4 protein-coding genes are annotated in these 4,322 nt (G+C 49.7%); all 4 read left to right on the top strand.

Annotation, left to right across the window (positions count from 1 at the left end):
• The first annotated feature begins 331 nt into the window (after positions 1–331).
• Positions 332–1,591 carry a chloramphenicol efflux MFS transporter CmlA5 gene (locus OOJ60_RS24205; protein WP_012300772.1) on the top strand — a complete coding sequence of 420 codons (1,260 nt, stop codon included), beginning with the start codon at positions 332–334 and terminating at the stop codon, positions 1,589–1,591.
• Positions 1,592–1,855: 264 nt separating this feature from the next.
• Entirely contained in the window at positions 1,856–2,656 is an 801-nt protein-coding gene (locus OOJ60_RS24200) for an oxacillin-hydrolyzing class D beta-lactamase OXA-10 (protein ID WP_000846390.1), read from the top strand.
• A gap of 16 nt (positions 2,657–2,672) precedes the next feature.
• The gene (gene aadA1 / locus OOJ60_RS24195) at positions 2,673–3,464 is read left to right on the top strand and encodes an ANT(3'')-Ia family aminoglycoside nucleotidyltransferase AadA1 (protein WP_001209508.1); all 792 of its coding nucleotides are present in this window, start codon (positions 2,673–2,675) and stop codon (positions 3,462–3,464) included.
• A gap of 74 nt (positions 3,465–3,538) precedes the next feature.
• Positions 3,539–4,012 carry a trimethoprim-resistant dihydrofolate reductase DfrA14 gene (gene dfrA14, locus OOJ60_RS24190; RefSeq protein ID WP_004201280.1) on the top strand — a complete coding sequence of 158 codons (474 nt, stop codon included), beginning with the start codon at positions 3,539–3,541 and terminating at the stop codon, positions 4,010–4,012.
• Positions 4,013–4,322: the final 310 nt, after the last annotated feature.

The following is a 4,322-nucleotide window of genomic DNA, read 5'->3' as shown; positions in this document are numbered from 1 at the left end:
TTGAAGACTAGTCCTTTGCATAACAAAGCCATCAAACCGGACGCCAGAGATTCCGCGCCTGTTGCGCATGGCTTCGCCATTTTATGCGCAATAGGCGCGCCACCCTGTCGCCGTTTATGGCGGCGTTGGGCGCACAATAAGGCTCCTCGCAGAGTTGCTTGAAAGTTGTTACGATTCAAATTCAATCATGAGATAGTCAGCAGATGAGCACTTCCAAGAACGCAGACAAGTAAGCCGCAGCAACCTTCATTTTTCGGTTGTTGCGGCGTTCTCATGAATCCTTTTGCTCTACGGGAGCGCCGCCAAATCCTTTGTTCAAGGAGATGGTTTCGTGCGCTCAAAAAACTTTAGTTGGCGGTACTCCCTTGCCGCCACGGTGTTGTTGTTATCACCGTTCGATTTATTGGCATCACTCGGCATGGACATGTACTTGCCAGCAGTGCCGTTTATGCCAAACGCGCTTGGTACGACAGCGAGCACAATTCAGCTTACGCTGACAACGTACTTGGTCATGATTGGTGCCGGTCAGCTCTTGTTTGGACCGCTATCGGACCGACTGGGGCGCCGCCCCGTTCTACTGGGAGGTGGCCTCGCCTACGTTGTGGCGTCAATGGGCCTCGCTCTTACGTCATCGGCTGAAGTCTTTCTGGGGCTTCGGATTCTTCAGGCTTGTGGTGCCTCGGCGTGCCTTGTTTCCACATTTGCAACAGTACGTGACATTTACGCAGGTCGCGAGGAAAGTAATGTCATTTACGGCATACTCGGATCCATGCTGGCCATGGTCCCGGCGGTAGGCCCATTGCTCGGAGCGCTCGTCGACATGTGGCTTGGGTGGCGGGCTATCTTTGCGTTTCTAGGTTTGGGCATGATCGCTGCATCTGCAGCAGCGTGGCGATTCTGGCCTGAAACCCGGGTGCAACGAGTTGCGGGCTTGCAATGGTCGCAGCTGCTACTCCCCGTTAAGTGCCTGAACTTCTGGTTGTACACGTTGTGTTACGCCGCTGGAATGGGTAGCTTCTTCGTCTTTTTCTCCATTGCGCCCGGACTAATGATGGGCAGGCAAGGTGTGTCTCAGCTTGGCTTCAGCCTGCTGTTCGCCACAGTGGCAATTGCCATGGTGTTTACGGCTCGTTTTATGGGGCGTGTGATACCCAAGTGGGGCAGCCCAAGTGTCTTGCGAATGGGAATGGGATGCCTGATAGCTGGAGCAGTATTGCTTGCCATCACCGAAATATGGGCTTCGCAGTCCGTGTTAGGCTTTATTGCTCCAATGTGGCTAGTGGGTATTGGTGTCGCCACAGCGGTATCTGTGTCGCCCAATGGCGCTCTTCGAGGATTCGACCATGTTGCTGGAACGGTCACGGCAGTCTACTTCTGCTTGGGCGGTGTACTGCTAGGAAGCATCGGAACGTTGATCATTTCGCTGTTGCCGCGCAACACGGCTTGGCCGGTTGTCGTGTACTGTTTGACCCTTGCAACAGTCGTGCTCGGTCTGTCTTGTGTTTCCCGAGTGAAGGGCTCTCGCGGCCAGGGGGAGCATGATGTGGTCGCGCTACAAAGTGCGGAAAGTACATCAAATCCCAATCGTTGAGAGAATGTGGCAAGCTATCGCCCAACAAATCGCTGCAGCCGACCCAAAACCGCTACGCGGTTTCGGTCGGCTGAGCTCAGGCGTTAGGCCTCGCCGAAGCGAAAGATCGCTACTTGAAGTGTTGACGCCTTTGTTTTAAAGTTTCGCGTCTATCTTTCTGATTTTGTTAAAAAATCAGACTTTGATTAATCATGTTAGACGTCAGAGGTATTTTGACTTAAACGCCTCTGAGGTCGAATTAACGTTAGCCACCAAGAAGGTGCCATGAAAACATTTGCCGCATATGTAATTATCGCGTGTCTTTCGAGTACGGCATTAGCTGGTTCAATTACAGAAAATACGTCTTGGAACAAAGAGTTCTCTGCCGAAGCCGTCAATGGTGTCTTCGTGCTTTGTAAAAGTAGCAGTAAATCCTGCGCTACCAATGACTTAGCTCGTGCATCAAAGGAATATCTTCCAGCATCAACATTTAAGATCCCCAACGCAATTATCGGCCTAGAAACTGGTGTCATAAAGAATGAGCATCAGGTTTTCAAATGGGACGGAAAGCCAAGAGCCATGAAGCAATGGGAAAGAGACTTGACCTTAAGAGGGGCAATACAAGTTTCAGCTGTTCCCGTATTTCAACAAATCGCCAGAGAAGTTGGCGAAGTAAGAATGCAGAAATACCTTAAAAAATTTTCCTATGGCAACCAGAATATCAGTGGTGGCATTGACAAATTCTGGTTGGAAGGCCAGCTTAGAATTTCCGCAGTTAATCAAGTGGAGTTTCTAGAGTCTCTATATTTAAATAAATTGTCAGCATCTAAAGAAAACCAGCTAATAGTAAAAGAGGCTTTGGTAACGGAGGCGGCACCTGAATATCTAGTGCATTCAAAAACTGGTTTTTCTGGTGTGGGAACTGAGTCAAATCCTGGTGTCGCATGGTGGGTTGGGTGGGTTGAGAAGGAGACAGAGGTTTACTTTTTCGCCTTTAACATGGATATAGACAACGAAAGTAAGTTGCCGCTAAGAAAATCCATTCCCACCAAAATCATGGAAAGTGAGGGCATCATTGGTGGCTAAAACAAAGTTAAACATCATGAGGGAAGTGGTGATCGCCGAAGTATCGACTCAACTATCAGAGGTAGTTGGCGTCATCGAGCGCCATCTCGAACCGACGTTGCTGGCCGTACATTTGTACGGCTCCGCAGTGGATGGCGGCCTGAAGCCACACAGTGATATTGATTTGCTGGTTACGGTGACCGTAAGGCTTGATGAAACAACGCGGCGAGCTTTGATCAACGACCTTTTGGAAACTTCGGCTTCCCCTGGAGAGAGCGAGATTCTCCGCGCTGTAGAAGTCACCATTGTTGTGCACGACGACATCATTCCGTGGCGTTATCCAGCTAAGCGCGAACTGCAATTTGGAGAATGGCAGCGCAATGACATTCTTGCAGGTATCTTCGAGCCAGCCACGATCGACATTGATCTGGCTATCTTGCTGACAAAAGCAAGAGAACATAGCGTTGCCTTGGTAGGTCCAGCGGCGGAGGAACTCTTTGATCCGGTTCCTGAACAGGATCTATTTGAGGCGCTAAATGAAACCTTAACGCTATGGAACTCGCCGCCCGACTGGGCTGGCGATGAGCGAAATGTAGTGCTTACGTTGTCCCGCATTTGGTACAGCGCAGTAACCGGCAAAATCGCGCCGAAGGATGTCGCTGCCGACTGGGCAATGGAGCGCCTGCCGGCCCAGTATCAGCCCGTCATACTTGAAGCTAGACAGGCTTATCTTGGACAAGAAGAAGATCGCTTGGCCTCGCGCGCAGATCAGTTGGAAGAATTTGTTCACTACGTGAAAGGCGAGATCACCAAGGTAGTCGGCAAATAATGTCTAACAATTCGTTCAAGCCGACGCCGCTTCGCGGCGCGGCTTAACTCAAGCGTTAACCCAGGATGAGAACCTTGAAAGTATCATTGATGGCTGCGAAAGCGAAAAACGGCGTGATTGGTTGCGGTCCAGACATACCCTGGTCCGCGAAAGGGGAGCAGCTACTTTTTAAAGCATTGACCTACAATCAGTGGCTTCTGGTGGGTCGCAAGACGTTTGAATCTATGGGCGCACTCCCCAATAGGAAATACGCGGTCGTTACCCGCTCAGGTTGGACATCAAATGATGACAATGTAGTTGTATTTCAGTCAATCGAAGAGGCCATGGACAGGCTAGCTGAATTCACCGGTCACGTTATAGTGTCTGGTGGCGGAGAAATTTACCGAGAAACATTACCCATGGCCTCTACGCTCCACTTATCGACGATCGACATCGAGCCAGAGGGGGATGTTTTCTTCCCGAGTATTCCAAATACCTTCGAAGTTGTTTTTGAGCAACACTTTACTTCAAACATTAACTATTGCTATCAAATTTGGAAAAAGGGTTAACAAAGCTATGCAATCGACGGCAAAAAGCTTCGTTCGCTTCGCGCACTACGCCTTTTCCGCGATTGATAGCGACGTTATGTGAATATTGAAATGAGCATTCCAAAGAAAGGAAGTAGAAAAATTATCGTGGGCGAAAATGAGTTTTTGTGGCTCATTAGGTCAAAACTCACATATTCGCAGGACGGCACTGTTGCAAATAGTCGGTGGTGATAAACTTATCATCCCCTTTTGCTGATGGAGCTGCACATGAACCCATTCAAAGGCCGGCATTTTCAGCGTGACATCATTCTGTGGGCCGTACGCTGGTACT

It is taken from the genome of Citrobacter sp. R4 (assembly GCF_026719175.1).
GTDB lineage: Bacteria > Pseudomonadota > Gammaproteobacteria > Enterobacterales > Enterobacteriaceae > Citrobacter_A > Citrobacter_A sedlakii.
Note: the sequence above shows the minus strand (reverse complement) of the source record. Positions and strands in the feature narration are given on the sequence as shown.

Excerpts from the sequence above, each read along its gene's own strand:
- OOJ60_RS24200 (WP_000846390.1), top strand. The coding sequence starts at position 1,856 with ATGAAAACATTTGCCGCATATGTAATTATCGCGTGTCTTTCGAGTACG.
- aadA1 (WP_001209508.1), top strand. The coding sequence starts at position 2,673 with ATGAGGGAAGTGGTGATCGCCGAAGTATCGACTCAACTATCAGAGGTA.